7 protein-coding genes are annotated in these 15788 nt (G+C 47.3%); 5 read left to right on the top strand and 2 right to left on the bottom strand.

Going from position 1 to position 15788, the window contains the following annotated elements:
- Positions 1-718 precede the first annotated feature (718 nt).
- Positions 719-2263, top strand: coding sequence for a 2,3-bisphosphoglycerate-independent phosphoglycerate mutase (gpmI, locus tag DW826_RS04385; RefSeq protein ID WP_117552144.1), 1545 nt, complete (start codon positions 719-721; stop codon positions 2261-2263).
- Between the two features lie 226 nt (positions 2264-2489).
- Positions 2490-2747, top strand: a complete 258-nt coding sequence (locus DW826_RS04380) for a TM1266 family iron-only hydrogenase system putative regulator (protein WP_117470367.1) — start codon at positions 2490-2492, stop codon at positions 2745-2747.
- 202 nt (positions 2748-2949) lie between these two features.
- Here the strand turns inward: DW826_RS04380 and DW826_RS04375 are convergent, their stop codons facing one another.
- Entirely contained in the window at positions 2950-3708 is a 759-nt protein-coding gene (locus DW826_RS04375; protein WP_117552143.1) for a LytTR family DNA-binding domain-containing protein, read from the bottom strand.
- A gap of 230 nt (positions 3709-3938) precedes the next feature.
- Between DW826_RS04375 and DW826_RS04370 the strand changes: the two genes are divergently transcribed.
- Together DW826_RS04370 and DW826_RS04365 are read left to right on the top strand one after the other, a co-directional pair.
- The gene (locus tag DW826_RS04370; RefSeq protein ID WP_117552142.1) at positions 3939-10646 is read left to right on the top strand and encodes a YDG domain-containing protein; all 6708 of its coding nucleotides are present in this window, start codon (positions 3939-3941) and stop codon (positions 10644-10646) included.
- A 317-nt stretch (positions 10647-10963) separates the two neighbouring features.
- Positions 10964-14779, top strand: coding sequence for a hypothetical protein (locus DW826_RS04365; RefSeq protein ID WP_117552141.1), 3816 nt, complete (start codon positions 10964-10966; stop codon positions 14777-14779).
- A gap of 132 nt (positions 14780-14911) precedes the next feature.
- On the opposite strand, the gene DW826_RS18050 is transcribed toward DW826_RS04365, so the two are convergent.
- On the bottom strand, positions 14912-15118 hold the full coding sequence (locus tag DW826_RS18050) for a hypothetical protein (RefSeq protein ID WP_147327124.1): 207 nt from the start codon (positions 15116-15118) through the stop codon (positions 14912-14914).
- Between the two features lie 280 nt (positions 15119-15398).
- On the opposite strand from DW826_RS18050, the gene DW826_RS04360 reads away from it, so the two are divergent.
- Positions 15399-15788, top strand: a complete 390-nt coding sequence (locus DW826_RS04360; RefSeq protein WP_117552140.1) for a response regulator transcription factor — start codon at positions 15399-15401, stop codon at positions 15786-15788.

The following is a 15788-nucleotide window of genomic DNA, read 5'->3' as shown; positions in this document are numbered from 1 at the left end:
CACTTCAAGCGTGAGCTAAGTGGTGGGAGTATGTCACTTCAAAGATCGATAAGAACACTATGATCCTGACGGCAGATCCTAAATGCAAGCATTTGCAAGCAATATGAAGATGCAAAAATCATATTTCAGTACAGTCTGTTATACAGAACTGTAGTTCAAGCGATTGATGGAACGAATAAAAAGGCTGCCGCATTTCTACTCCTGCGGCAGCCTCAAAAAGAGGAGATTTATATTGTAAATGTTTTTGAAACAAAAGGGAGGGACCGACAGAACGCTCTGCCGGTCAAGTATGAAAAAGTATATCTTGTTCCAGGCTTGCTGTCCTGTTACGCTTTACAGGATACTGGAAAAATGTGTCGAAATATTGTGTTTGATGTGAAAAAATTGTGAAATCGCTGTAGGATAGAATGCTCACCTGGAAGGAAGCTCCTTTTTTCGGGTATGAGTTTTCTGGAGTGGAAATTCCGGAGAGAACGAAGGCGGGGAGGATCGTGTAGATCAAGACTGATAAATTTATAACAATTTCTCCCTCCAAAACAGTTGCAGGAACGATATAATTGGTATAAAATATAGGTGTTTCTGCGATGATAGTACCAATATCAAAGCGTTAGACGGAAAGCTCCGTTCCGACCGCAGAAAATGATTGCATTTATAAAGAACGCAGGAAGCTTCCGTTTGGAGCTGGCTCCTGCAGTCACGCAATAAAGGAGAAAAAATCATGAGCAAAAAGCCAGTAGTGTTAATGATCCTCGATGGTTACGGACTGAATAAAACACATGAAGGAAATGCGGTATATGAGGCGAAGAAGCCGGTGATGGACCGCTTAATGAAGGAGTGCCCGTTTGTGGAGGGTCAGGCCAGCGGACTTGCTGTCGGACTTCCGGACGGACAGATGGGAAACTCTGAGGTCGGACACCTGAACATGGGCGCAGGCCGCATTGTTTACCAGGAACTGACAAGAATCACAAAGTCTATCCAGGACGGCGATTTCTTTAGCAACGAAGAGTTCCTTGCAGCTGTTGAGAACTGTAAGAAGAATAACTCCGCGCTGCACCTGTTCGGACTCTTATCCGACGGCGGCGTACACAGCCATATCACCCATGTTTACGGACTTTTAGAGCTCGCAAAGAGAAACGGTCTCGACAAAGTATTCGTTCACTGCTTCTTAGACGGCCGTGACACTCCGCCGGCATCCGGAAAGGATTTCGTCGCAGCGTTAGAGGAGAAGATGAAAGAGCTCGGTGTCGGCAAGGTGGCATCTGTTATGGGACGTTACTATGCGATGGACCGTGACAACCGCTGGGACCGTGTGGAGCTTGCGTATAAGGCACTGACAGCAGGCGAGGGCAATAAGGGAACATCCGCGACGGAACTGATTCAGGTGTCCTACGATGACGGAAAGACAGATGAGTTCGTTGTTCCGGCTGTCGTGACAGGAGAAGATGGAAATGCCATCGGAACCATTAAGGACAATGATTCCGTGATCTTCTTCAACTTCCGTCCGGACCGCGCAAGAGAGATGACCCGCGCATTCTGTGATGACGAGTTTACAGGATTTGCGAGAGCGAAGAGGATCAAGACCACCTATGTATGCTTTGTTGATTACGATGAGACGATCCCGAACAAACTTGTCGCATTCAAGAAAGAGACGATCAAGAATACTCTCGGTGAGTTCCTTGCTGCCCACGGGAAGACTCAGGCGAGAATTGCTGAGACAGAGAAATATGCCCACGTTACCTTCTTCTTCAACGGCGGCGTTGAGGAGCCGAATCCGGGTGAGGACCGTATCCTTGTGAAGTCCCCGAAGGTCGCAACATATGACCTTCAGCCGGAGATGAGCGCACCGGCTGTTTGTGAGAAGCTGACAGACGCGATCCGCTCCGGAAAATATGATGTTATCATCGTAAACTTCGCAAATCCGGATATGGTAGGCCACACAGGTGTTGAGAACGCAGCGATCAAGGCCATCGAGGCTGTCGACGAGTGCGTTGGAAAAGCAGTTGAGGCAATCAAAGAGGTTGATGGCGTGATGTTCATCTGTGCTGACCACGGAAACGCAGAGCAGCTGATCGACTACAAGACAGGAGAGCCGTGGACCGCTCACACAACAAACCCGGTTCCGTTCATTCTTGTAAACGCGGGCGAGGGCTACGGCCTCAGAGAAGGCGGCTGCCTCGCAGATATCGCTCCGACCCTGATCGAGCTTATGGGAATGGAACAGCCGAAAGAGATGACTGGTAAGTCACTTTTAATAAGAAAGTAAGAGAACTTTACCGCGATAAGATCATGTAAAAATAAAAACAGTTCCGGCGATATGGACAGAAGAGTCTGTATGCCGGAACTGTTTTTATGTAACAGAAAATTCCTACCCGTGTGCAGTAACGCCAAAGATGTGTTATAAGAACAATTTCACAGTGTATACTTGACATAGAGAATTCTCTGACATTAAGATAAAAGAAATATTTTCGGCAGGACAAAAGGAGAAGGTTATGGAACAGGAAACAAGAATCGCAGTAGTGGGAATCATTGTAGAAAATAAAGAGGCTGTGGGGGAGGTCAACCAGATCCTTCACGATTACAGCCCCTATATTATCGGAAGAATGGGACTTCCATATGAAAAGAAACATGTGAACATCATCAGCGTTATCGTAGACGCTCCGGCCGACCGGATCAGCGCGCTTTCCGGGAAGCTTGGAAAGATCAGAGGGATCAGTGCGAAAGTGATGTATTCGAAGAATGGGCAGTAGGTGGAGAATCGCATGCTCCAAAGCTTCCCTGCATGGCATTATTCCCGTATGATATCAAGCAGGGTATCATCTCTGGTTTCGAACCATTTCATAAAGGCATACCATTTTTTGCCATAAGACGTATGCTTCCGAACAAAAAATGCATAGACGATCATGATCACCGCTATCTCGATTAATAGTGGTATGTAGAAATAAGCCCGCATTACTCATCGGTTATCATTCCCTTCCGTATACAGGTAAACAGGTATGACATAAATGCCTCTCTTGTCTCTTTTTTCTTTCGACGGCTGCAGAAAAGGCAGGAACCATTTTTCAGACGGACAGAACCATCCTCCTCCACAGAGATCACCTGCGAAAAATTGAGGAGGAGACTGCGGCCGCTCATATAAAAACGTCCGCCTTTCGGCAGCAGCGCCATTAGATCCGAAAAAGAGAGGCGCGTGGCAACGTCCCCCTTTAACGTGTGGATGATCAGGCGGTGATTCTGCGTTTCCGCGTATAAAAAATCATCCAGAAGAATCCGCTGGCAGGATGACTGCCCCTGCCCAAGGACAGCCTGAATCTCAATGTAAGCCGGTTCGGAGAGAAAGGTGCGGATCTCATTGAGGCACCAGTCCAGAGCGTCTGCATCCACCGGCTTTAAGAGATAGTCAAGCGGATGTACCCGGTATCCCTCAAGGGAATAATCCCGCTCATTGCTCACAAAGATAAGAGGGATCCGTGCGGCAACAGTTCGAAGCTTTTCGGCTGTTTCAATCCCGTTCAGACCGTTTTTTGCAAGCATAATATCCATAAATACAGCGTTGAAAAGACCGGGGCGGAAAGCCTCTAAAAATGCTTCACCGCTCTCATAGCAGGTAAAATCAGCCATTTCTCCATGTCCCTCGAAATTCTTCTGTATTAAATCGATCAGATGCTTCTGATCGAAAACGAAATCTTCCACAATAGCAATATGCATCATAATTGCAGCACTCCCTTCACCACGATGCTTCTGAACCAAATAGGTCGAGGTTTGACCATTTGCGTCGAGGTGGTTTTCAGAAAAACACGTAATTGATATACTATTAGTATAGAAGATTATGCGAAAAATGTAAATATTGCGGGAACTTGATGTTTATCTCAGTCGAGAAGACTCCCGCCTCTTTCGGGTGGTGAGTAATAGCAAATTTGTCTCAGTGGGAGGAAAAAAGTATGAGAAAAAAATCGAAACGAATTTTAGCAGCTGCATTGTCAGCTATATTAATATGGAACACATGTGAATGGCAGCCGCAGGCGTTGGCGGCCGGTTCACTGCAGCGGATCGGGGCTGAAACGGAGTCAGATGATACTGCGGAAACAGCAGAAAAAGAAGCTGCATTAAAAAAATCTGCATTAAAAGCCTCTCCGTCGGATGCTTCTCCGTCGAATGCGGAAGTAAAAGATAACCGCGGCGAGTCAGGTGCAAACGGAGCACCAAACGGCGCAGCAACAGGAGCAGAGATAAAAGCAGAGATAGAGGCATTTCTGGAGCTGGATGAGGCCATTGCGGTGCAGAAGCTCTCTCTGGGTGCCAAAGAAAGCGATATCATCCTTCCGGATACCCTGGAGGTTCGGATGAAGCAGGAAACCTCAGAGGATACTCAAAAAGCAGAAGGCGAACAGCAGATAGATGCGGAAGCTGACGCCGAAAAAGAAAGCTTGGAGACGGAAGCAGATGAGGATATCAGCAGGATTTCCGGCGTGACCTGGAAGCTGGATATCAATGAGAGCGACTATCCGGAATTTCACGGCGGGATCTCCCCACAGGATTATTTTGAAGAATTTGACGAGGATGGAGAGCCTATCGAAACCTCCGATAAGACTTGGAATGGCTATTATGAGGCGAATCAGGACTACAACGGCTGTGCCTATGTCTACACACCGATTCTGCCGGAGGAATATTCAGTGGGAGAGGAGGCAAAGCTTCCGGAAATCTGCGTTCTCGTAGGAGAGATGCAGCTGATGACTCTGGCAGGCGGGGAGTATGATCTGAATAATAACTATCTGAACATTAACAGCGATAACCGAAATGACTTTAATGGAAAAACCATAACCGGCAGATATTGCCCGAGCACCCGGCTGAGTGATTATTTAAAAATCAAGGGCGGTATCACAATTGATAATGTTACGGTCGATCTGACCATTAAAGATGTAACGATCCAATCCGGTGGCGACGGTGCCAGAGGATGGGATCTGGCTGGTATTTACCTGAAAGGCAATGCCCAGCTGAATCTGACCTTAGAAGGAGACAATACACTTTTGGGGCTGGAGCATGGAGCCGGAATTGAGGTGGAAAAAGGGGCAACACTGGTTATTACGGAGAATAGTAACGGAAGCCTGAGGGCAGTGGGAGGTGCCTATGGGGCCGCCGGTATCGGAGGAAATGCCGATGCGGTCTCCTATTTCCATGGAGCTCTCGAAACAAAAGATTTCGACGGTACGAAATATGGGACAGGAACGATTATAATCAAGGGTGGAACCATTGCAGCTGAAGGTGGAGTTTATTGGGTTTCCGGAGTGACGGATTATCAAGGAGGAGCCGGAATCGGAACCGGTACCTATGGAATCGGCGGAACCATTAAAATACTGGGTGGAAGGATAACCGCAACAGGAGGAAAGAATACAGGAGCCGGAATCGGAGGCGGAACTGGTGGAGGTGTAGACACGATCGTGATCGACGGGGCGAATGGCGAAGCTCCCGATATAACCGTATCTTCTTATAATAGTGCGTGGGGATATCTGGGAGCAGCCATCGGCAGCGGATGGAATGGAGTGAGTGATTTAAAATTATCCTGTGGTGAGATCCAGATATTAAGTGGATCTGTGAAGGTAAAGGGCGGAAATATTGGTTATGGAGTGTTAAGGGATGTTAATGGAAATAGCATGAAAGGCGGCAGTGTCACTATTTCCGAGAAGGTGCAGCTGGAGCTGCCGCTTGAAAGCAAGATTGCTCCCCGGGGAGAATGCACCTACGGGAAAAAAACATTCCGGATCACCGCTTATGATAACCAGCTATCAGGTGGAACCTATCAGGCTGACATATCCCTGTATCGGGAGAATGATACAGAAAGAACAAACCCGGTTTATCAGACAAAGGCAGAAATGACCGTCTCCGGATTCATGGGAACGATACCGGATATAACCCAGTGGATAGGCCATTCCGGAAATATGCAGATGGTTGTAGAGCTGACGCCTTCCGGTGGTGGGACAGGTAAGACGATGGAGGGAAGGGTTGCTTTAAACAAAGGAATGGATGAAACCATCTCCGTCACACTTGGAAAAACCGCCTACCAGAAGACAATGGATCTGACCATCCATGATGGCCGTTTGAGGGATGGTAAGAAATATACACTGACAGCTCAAATCGGGGAAGAAGCAAGCGAAGGCGGCACTGCACCGGATGTAGTAACCTATTCATCTCAAAAAGCTTCCGGTTATCAGATAAAGACTGGTAATGTCAGCTGGTATACGCCTCTGTTCGGAGAGGTTCCGGTATCGGTTCAGGTACAGGAAGAAGGAGAAAGTAATAGCTTTACAGTAACAGGAACCCTCAAGATGAAGTCAGAGAAGGAAATGAAGCTTTCCCTCACCATCGGAGAACCCCTGTATCCTGTCCGGTTCCACTTCTATTCATCAGAGGTGCAGGCGGCAGAGAATGTATCCCTGACAGCCGAACGACTGGCTGGAGCCTTAGAAGCTCTGGTGGAATTAAAGCAGGACAAAGGCCAGTTTGCCTTTGACGGGAAGCTTACAATCGATGCAGAAGCAGGCAATCATGCATATGCTCTGGCATATCTTCCGGCCGGAAATTACCAGTTTGTGATAAATACAGGCATCACAGAATTAGGCAGCTCCGACGGAAGCTTTACCCTGGACAGCGAAACGGTAAAGGCAGAGGACGCCGGAACGGATATCATCGTATTAAATGCGGCAGAGGCGCTGGCGGGAGAACTGGATCTTTCCCTTGGAGATATATCTTTTTCCGGGGCAGATGGTCAGCTGACCATTTTATATTCTAAAAGAGATGATTCCGGCCAGGTGGTTACAGCAAGGCTAATAGGCCAGTCCTATGATAAATGCTATCGGATCACTTCATCTGGGAATAATGTAGAGAAGTATCATCTCTCTGTGGATACCCCAGCTTCCGCGGAATTAAAGCTCGTATTAAAGAACCTTACGATTACACCGGCAGAGGCTATCGCACCAATTCAGATAAACGGAGCGTCCCAGGTGACCACCTATCTGGAAGGGAAAAACAGGATTTCGATTAATAAATCAAAATCTTCATCTTCACCTGCCGGTATCAGCGTGGCGAAGGATGCAAAGCTTATGATTGACAGTGAGCCGGAACAGCAGGGCTCCATAGAGGTGCTCAATAATACAAATGCAAGCAAGACGGGTGCAGCAATTGGAGGAAATGTAGAACAGGATGCAGGAATCATTCACATCCAGGGGGGAACTGTAATTGCAAAAATGACGTATGAAGATCCTAGGGGAGCTGCCATAGGTGCTTCGGTAGGAAAAAGTGTAAAAGAAATACAGATTAGCGGAGGAGTTGTAACTGCAAAAGGAAGTTGGGGTGCCGGAATTGGAACAGGAGTTGCTAATAGCCAGGAAAGAACCGGTAAAATCGTGATAGAAGGCGGAACGGTGAATGCAAGCTCGTGGCAGGGTGCCGGAATTGGAAGCGGTTATGGATATGCTCCTGGAAACCAAGCGATAACTGCTGATATTGAGATTCATGGCGGAATGATTACAGCCTATTCTGAACAGGGAGCCTGCATCGGAAGTGGTAAGAGCAGTTCATCGAAGGTGCTGATTGACGGTGGCACAATCTGCTTAGATAATAGAGACAAAGGCTATAGGAACGTTGCTCATATTGGAAAGGGGGCTGAGAATTCTACACTGCCACAAACTGATGTGACGATTACGGGCGGAACGATCTGTTTGATAGGGGCGAATGGATATGTATCGCGACCGATCATTTATGGTTGGGAAATGGTAGATAGAAATGGGCGACAGAATAAGCCAAAAGATGCGGAGGGTAACCCGGTTTATTACACCACAGCGGATCTGACCGGTATCTATGAGAATAATATACTGGTTGAAAAAGCAGGTATTGAAGGAAGCTCCTACGGCTTTCAGGATGTCCGGACAGATGCCAGCGGAAAGCTCTATATGTACCTTCCGGCTTCGGAGGCAGTGAAAGCCTCCTTTGGCGGTGTGGAATTTACCGGAAAGGTTGAGGCAGGTAAGGATGAGAATGTATTGGAGCGTGAACAGACTTCTATTGATTATCAAAGAGAAGTCCTGAAAAATATGGCTCTGTATGAGCTCGAATATGCGGAATCTCAGAATGCCACAACCTGGACAAGAATCTCGGCGGGCGGCGAGGTTTCTCTGACAGAAATTCTGGATAAACAGCCGGAGAGTGCGACCGAGATTACTCTGTATGTGCGAAAGGCGGCCGCAGGTTCCGAAGCAGCAGGCGAAGCAACCGAGATAAAGATTCCGGTAAGACCGAAAAAACCGGATCCGATAACAGATGTAACGAAAGGCAGCTACACTATCAAGGTAAATGGACAGCTCGATTCCAGTTACGAGTACGGAATTTCAGAATCCGTGGATGGTGAGCTTCAGTGGCAGCCGGAGAAAACGTTTAGGTCGCCGCAACCGGCTCACACGTATTACGTAACCCTTCGTGTGAAAGTAACAGACAGCAGTTTTGCATCGAAGCCGGCTGAACGCTTGTCGGTGACAACACCGGATGCATTACTGATCGACGGTCCCGCCGGCAAAGTATCCTTTGAAACGAAGGGAACCTATGGACAGACACTTGATCAGATTTCGGTACAACTGGCAGAAGGATTTCAGGTTGTTAATTATAGTAGATCACCGGTTTCTGGAACATGGAGCTTCAGTAAGGATCAGAAAGGAACGCTCGCTTCATCCATTTATCCGGAGGTAAAGGGAACAACTGCATATCAAGTAGAATTTATACCGACTGAAACATCGGAAGGGCAGTATGGAGAAACTTTGACCCAAAGTGTGACTCCGGAGATATCTCCGAAAGAGTTGACCGCAGTTATTACGACGCCTATTGAAAAAGACTATGACAGAAGTACCGGTATCGCATTAGAGGCGACGGTGGAGATAGAAATTCCGGGTCAGAGCTCGGGTCAGAGCTATACCATCAGCGGCCTGAGAGGAAGCTTTGAAGATGCCAATGCCGGAACCGGTAAGACGGTAACCATTGATTCCTCAGAGGCAAGGGTTGAGACGGGTGAGAGTGCAGTGAATCTGCAGAATTACCTTATCACATATCCAGCTCAGACCGGAACCATCCGTCCGATACAGGGTTCGATTTCAATCGATCCGGAAGCATGGAGTGGAGAAAAAACCTATGGAGATGACAGCTTTTCCTTGATGGGTGTGAATGTAGTGGGAGATGGAGCTCTGAAGTATGAAAGCTCCAATGAAAATGTTCTTACCGTGGACGAACAGGGTCAGGTGACCATCAAAGGTACTGGTGCCGCTGATGTAAGCATCACCATGGCAAAGGGAACGAATTACCTTGGTACAAGCACACCGGCAAAGGGAACGATCACCATTGAAAAAGGAACACTCACCCTTGCCTTAACGGCTGTGAACCGGAGTACCGGAGCGCAGCAGCCGGAAGGGATTCTCGGAACCTACGAGGATGATTTTGATATCATTGCAAGTATTCAGGGAGCGTATGGTGACAAGCTGCAGGGTAAGATCCGCTTCTATGATAATGGAAATCAGGTTCCGGATACGATCCCTGTAGGGGAAGCTGGAACTGCGGTTCTCAACCTGACGAAGCCGGGAGTCGCATCCGTAGGAACGCACCGGATGACAGCCGAGTTTGATTTTGACACTCATCAGGAGTGGGCGGCCAAATACAACACGCCTGCTCTGGCTGCATTTACATTTACGATCGGAAAGGTGGCTGCACCGCAGATCACCTGGCCGACGGCAGCGTCGGTGAAGGCGGGAAGTCCTCTGAGTGATTCTGCCTTATCAGGAGGAAGCACCGAATACGGAAGCTTTGCCTGGAAGAATCCGGCGCAGACGGCACAAGCGGGCACCCATAGCTACGAGGTGGTATTTACACCGAATGAATGGGCATCCGCTCGTTATGAGATCGCAGCAATGACCGGTACGGCAGAAGTGACAGCAACGGAAGATAAGCCGGGTGAAACAGGCAAGCCGGGCGAAACGGAAAAGCCGGGTGAAGCAGAAAAGCCGGGAGAAACAGGCAAGCCGGGAGAAACGGAAAATCCGGGCGAAACAGGCAAGCCGAACGAATCGAAAAGAACGGATGATTCCGATGATTCGGATGAGCCGGAAAGACCGAGTCGCAACAACCAGTCCTCCGGACAGGATAAAACCTCCGGCAGCGGTGCAGTCAGCCACGATTCAGTCAAAGGAACGATCGACAGTATAACAGGAATTATCACAGGAGAAACAAACAGCTTTGTCAATGACGGAAAGAGCCATTGGATGATGGATGAGCATGGCTGGTGGTTACGCTTTGCAGATAATACCTACCCGAAGGGAAGCGTGCGTGATTCCGGTGGTGTTTCGCATTGCTGGGAGCAGATCAACGGAAAATGGTGGGCCTTTGATGAAACGGGTTATGCTAAGACAGGCTGGTTAAGAGATGAGGATTACGGCGGCTGGTTCTATATGGATCTGGAACACGGCATGCAGACCGGCTGGGTGCTTCTCGATGGAGTCTGGTACTATTTTAACCCGAGTTCCGATGGAAAGAGAGGGATTATGTATGCCGGACAAAGGACACCGGATGGATACTATGTAGATAAAAACGGTGTCTGGGACGGAAGAAACAAGCAGTAAAGCGAGCTTCAAGTCGAATCTCCGTGGGACTTGGCGCGTGATTCTGGTCAGCGAAGCTGACATGCTTCTATCAGAATCACTGCGCATCTTCGCGGAGAGATGTTCTTGCACTAAGTATAGAATAATCCGGAATGGATCCGCAGGCTTTGGGAATCCTTCCGGATTTCTATTTATTTTTTTCCGTGCAAAAAAACAACAATTCGTGTGCATTTGCTTGACATGTCGCGCGGATTATTAAATAATGAAAGTAGAGCAATAGGCTGACTATATGAGCGTATATTAAGTGTGAAAAGGAATCAGAAAGGGGCGTTGTGTTAATGAGAAATACACGTAAAGCAACGGCAATCTGGCTGGCCATGTCGTTGGCAATATCGACAGCTTTTGGGAATACAGCATGGGGAGAGATTCGGCCGGATACAGGGAATAACCGGTGTGTCCATGTGCATACGGCAGAGTGCTACAAAGATGCAGACGAAACAGCAACTCCATCCCAGATCGGAAAGGAGCCTACGGAATGTACCCACATTTGCAGCGTAGAAAGTGGCTGTATACGGGATACAGAGAAGGAAAATAATGGGAATGCCGACACGTTGGATACTGTTGCTTCCAATACAGGCAAGAATGATTCTAAGAAAGAGCAAGCTGGAGAAAAAGCCGCAGACCGGAAGGATTCTTCTGGTAATGCAGATGAAAATAAAAACTTAAATGATGTGCCTGCTCAGAACGGGGCAGCACTTTCTGTCAGCACGCCATCCAATGCGGAAGATACCACAGCCACAGGTGGAACCGTCACACCGGTTTCACAGACGAAGATCTTGTCATGGTCATGGTTTGATCCGGAGGAAAATCTGCTTGATGGCAGACTGGAACTCACCGGAATCACTGAGGAAGCTCAGCCATCTTTTACAGAGATCATCGAGTATTTACCATCGGCCATTATCGCCCGGGTGGAAGAAGGCAAAGACGGCGAAAACGTTGAAGATGGGGAAGAAAAGAATCTGCTGATCACCAACTGGAGCTGTGCGGAGTATGTGCAGGACGAAGAAGGCCGCTGGCCACTGGAAGGCACCTATGAGTTTAAAGCAGAGCTGCCGGAAGGGTATGAGCTGGCAGAGGGCGTGGATGCGCTGGTGGTGGAAGTGTCTGTGGCGGGAGACCAGGCAGCGGTGACGGCGAATGAATTGCCGGTGTTACGTGTGAGCCCTGCTTCTGGACAGGAACCCAAAACGCTTAATTTTGATGGGGTGAGTTTTTCAAGTCTTAATGGTGTTTTTGATAGTATAATGAAGCAGACAAATATACAGGTTAAATATTTGGGAACGGGAACTGATGGCCAGTATCAATTTCGCTTAACACTAAATGATACTTCAGCAAGTAATATTATTATACCTAATGGAGACTGGGAAATAGTGTTAAATGGTAATAATCAGTTGGATGGGAAGGGAACGTCTTGTGGTGGAATAGGACTTTACATTACTGGCTGGGGAACCCGCGCAACAATTGTTGCAGGAACTGGAGATGCTTATTTGAATGTTAGTAATTATCCAACTACAGGAAAGAACTTAGATGGATCCAGTGGAATACAGGTTGAGGCGCGTTTGACGATAGAAAGTGGAACTATTATAACAAATGCGAATCGTGCAGAGAACAATAATCTATCATCAGGAGCAATTTATGTGACGAGTAATGGAACCTTAAATATTAACGGAGGGGAAGTTAGAGCGACAGGAAATGGAAAGTATGGTCTATGTGCAAGAGGAACAATTAATATGTCTCGTGGTAAATTTGATATTATTGGAAACGGTATAATAGCAGTGGACCATGAGCTAAGTTCTAATTTTACACTTTCTGGTGGTACAATTAACATCAAATCCCCGACTGGTCATACGGGACTTAGTACAAAAGGCAACCTGACGATTAAGGGTGGGAGCATGAATGTAAATATTCTTGAAATAGTGAATAATACTACAATGATAGTAGAAGGAGGAATATTAGAGACTGGAGGAATAAAGATTGGAGATAATGGTAAGCTGATAAATAAAGGAATGCTTATTGTACATGGTAATTTTGAGGGAAATGGAACGATTAAAAATACCGGTACAATCAGTGGAAATGGAACTGTGCCGGAAGGAAACAGAACAGATCCTGGTGGTATCAGATTTATCCAGCCTGCGGATGTTCCGTATAAGGATGAATTGGTAGTGGATGTTAAGACTTGTGCGGAAATTGAAAAGCCAGAGAATGCAGGTGCATTGACATATGGAATTCTTAATGAAAGCACAGGAAAAGGTACTATTGATACGAATGGTTTGTTGACAGTTAAAAAGATAGGTACGTTTGTAATTCAGGTTACAACAGAAGGGACAGGAGTCTATACACCTGCAAAGCCAGTTACGATAACATTGAAGGTTACTCCGGGAACATATCCTGCTAGGTGGGATTTAAATGTGGAAGCTGCTAAGGGTGTATATAATGGTGCTGAGGGATATCCAGCAGCTACAATTAAATATAAATCGCCTGGTATCCCAGCTGATGCAAGGTACGAATATCAGCTTGCTGCAACATCGAACAGTAGTAATTTACCAGATCAATGGCTGTCAAAGTGCCCAAGGATTGTAAATGTAAATGATTCTGGCCGGTATGTATTTATAAGAGTGCTCACAGACAATTATCAGCCGGGAATCTTTGTTTCTCATAATCAAACGGAAATTACCCAGCGTAGCTTTGCTTCGGAAGTAACAGTAACGATCGATCCCAGTACTTATAATGGAAAAAATCAGAATCCGAAGATCAAAGTGGTTGAGAACTGGAACGGTTCGTCAGGAAATGAGTTAAAAGAAGATGTCGATTATAGCATTAAGTGGTGGATAAATGAGGACCGTGTAATAGTCGACGAACCAAAGAACGCTGGAAACTATAAGGTTGTTCTGGTGGGAAATGGGAATTATACGGGTGAACAGAATGGAGCTATATTCACAATCAACAAGTGTAAATTAAAATCACAGATAACAGGAGATTCCTTCGATAAAGTCTATGATGGGACTACGGATATTACAGAGGAGCAGAAGCTGGCAATTCAGCTTTGCGACGACAATAATGGTACTCTCAAGCTTCAGGATGTTCGCGCAGATCAGGTGAAGTGGGCATATCGAAGTGCAGATGTTGGAGAGCACGAGATAGATGCGACGATCATCTCGTTAGCAGGTGATCAGGCAAAGAATTATGAGCTGACAGAACAGACGGTATCGCAGCAGGGCACGATCAAGTCTCGTGATTTCGCGTCCATGACCGTATCCGCAGCCCCGCTTACCTACAACGGTACCGAGCAGCAGCCGAAGATCAATGCTTCTGTGGAAACCGGTCTTGAAAATGTAAGCCCGGATGCAACATTTACCTACTCGAAGGACGGTGTCAATTACCAGAGTGAGATCCCGGGCTTTACAGAGGCGGGAACGTATCTGGTGTATGTGAAGGCGTCCATGGCGAATTTCAATGACGCAGTCAAAACCGTTGCGGTGACGGTGACTCCGAAAGAAAGTTCATCTGGCGGTAATTCCGGAAATAATTCTGGAAATAACACGTCCGGAGGCGGCGGCTCCAATAATGGCAGCTCCAGTTCAGACGGGGACAGCTCCGATTATGATGATCCGAACGAAAGTAGTGTTAAAGTAACCCCGAATCCGTCCAACAAGGTTACAAAGGACAGTCAGAAGGGCTACAGAAATGTGGAACAGGGCATCATCACCGGCACAGCCAATCAGACCGTGAACGATGGCTACAGCCATTGGATGAAAGACGCCAAAGGCTGGTGGCTCCGCTTTAGTGACGGTACATGGCCAATGGCCGATCGTACTGGTGCATATCACTGGGAGAAGATCAACGGAAAATGGTGGGCCTTTGATGAAATGGGTTATGCTAAAACAGGCTGGTTAAGGGATGAGAATTACGGCGGCTGGTTCTATATGGATCCGGAACACGGCATGCAGACCGGCTGGATGCTTCTCAATGGAGTCTGGTACTATTTTAACCCGATTTCCGATGGAAAGAGAGGGATTATGTACGCCGGACAAAGGACACCGGACGGATACTATGTAGATAAAAACGGTGTCTGGGACGGAAGAAACAAGCAGTAAAGCGAGTTTCAAGCCGAACCTCCGTGAGACTTGGCGCGTGATTCTGGTAAGAGAAGCTGACATGCTTCTATCAGAATCACTGCGCAGGAAAAAATCTGCTAAAATTAAGCTTGTTAAGCGTTTCGGTGAACGCTATAATAAAAAAGCATTAATCGGCATCGGAAACAGAAAAGCAATTGAATTGAAAGATTCGATTGCTTTTTTTAATTTGGCATCCCCATTCCATCCATGTTCTCCATATAGATGTCCATAAAGACAAGTTGAAAATTGACCTGGGCGGCAGCTTTCAGACAGTTCTGCTCTGTCCTCTGCTCTGTCATCCACAATCGCAATCTGCATCGTGCCATCTCCTTTGCACAATAATCCAATATTAGTATAACATAAAACCGCAGGAAAAAACTTGCGTCTTAAACAGGAAACCTGCGTCTTAAACAAAGTCGGTTGCATTTCTCTTGACAAGATGCTACGCTAATTATATTACCAGCCTTTTAGGTGAGAAGGTCCGCGAGGATCGCACTGCGGCGGAAAGGAAGAGTGCCGCTGTCGCGCCCCGCCGCAGGCGGAGAATCCTGTAAGCAGGATTCTTTTTCATATTTCTTTTCGGAAAAGGAGGCCCGGCATGAAAATCGCACTTTGTACGGAATTAAGGAATGCAGAATGGTTTGAGAGCAGGCTGCGCTCCCTTTTTGATGGGGATGATCAGCTTGTCATCGACGAGCTATGGAATGAGAAGCAGCTATCTCAGGCACTGCGGCGGAGCCGATACCATGCGGTTGTCATCGCCATGACCGGAGCAAAGGGATTGGAGGCTGCCATTCAGGCAAAGCAGCTGGCACCGGAAGTACCGCTTGTCTGGTGGAGCGATGATGAAAACTTCGCCCTGATCGCGTATCAGCTTCGTATCCCGGCATTCCTCTCCATAGATTGTAGTGATCAGGAGCTATATGAGGCGATGGAGTCCATCAGGAAACGGAGGTATGGAAATGCGAATTGCGCTATGCAGCTATAG

The organism is Clostridium sp. AM34-11AC, assembly GCF_003435375.1.
Taxonomy (GTDB): Bacteria; Bacillota; Clostridia; order Lachnospirales; family Lachnospiraceae; genus Pilosibacter; species Pilosibacter fragilis.
This window is presented reverse-complemented; position numbering and strand designations above follow the sequence as displayed.